Origin of the sequence: Clostridioides sp. ZZV15-6383, from assembly GCF_020657735.1 — a bacterium.
Taxonomy (GTDB): Bacteria; Bacillota; Clostridia; order Peptostreptococcales; family Peptostreptococcaceae; genus Clostridioides; species Clostridioides difficile_D.
The window spans coordinates 1-255 of the sequence record NZ_JAGWCV010000222.1 but is presented as its reverse complement, the minus strand read 5'-3'; the positions used below and the strand labels follow the sequence as shown (position 1 = coordinate 255).

Here is a 255-nt window from a genome sequence, read left to right as displayed (position 1 = left end):
TAAAAGTAAATTTCTTAAATAGTGTAATACCAATTATGATAGAAGCAATTCCAAGAACCAAAGTTCCTATACCCATATTTACATCTGAGAATCCTAAGAACTGAGCCATAAGACTACCAGATAAAGCAATAAGTCCATTTGAAATCATAAGTCCTAGTATTTTTATAGAACCAATATTTATACCCAAAGATTTAATCATTTGAGAGTTATCACCAACACCTTTTAAAGTGTACCCAAGAGCTGTTTTTAGAAATA

1 protein-coding gene is annotated in these 255 nt (G+C 29.8%); it reads right to left on the bottom strand.

Translation table 11 applies throughout. From position 1 onward, the window contains the following. Window positions 1-255: ABC transporter permease subunit (locus KGF42_RS19550; protein WP_413927051.1), on the bottom strand; the 255-nt coding region annotated here is incomplete at both ends.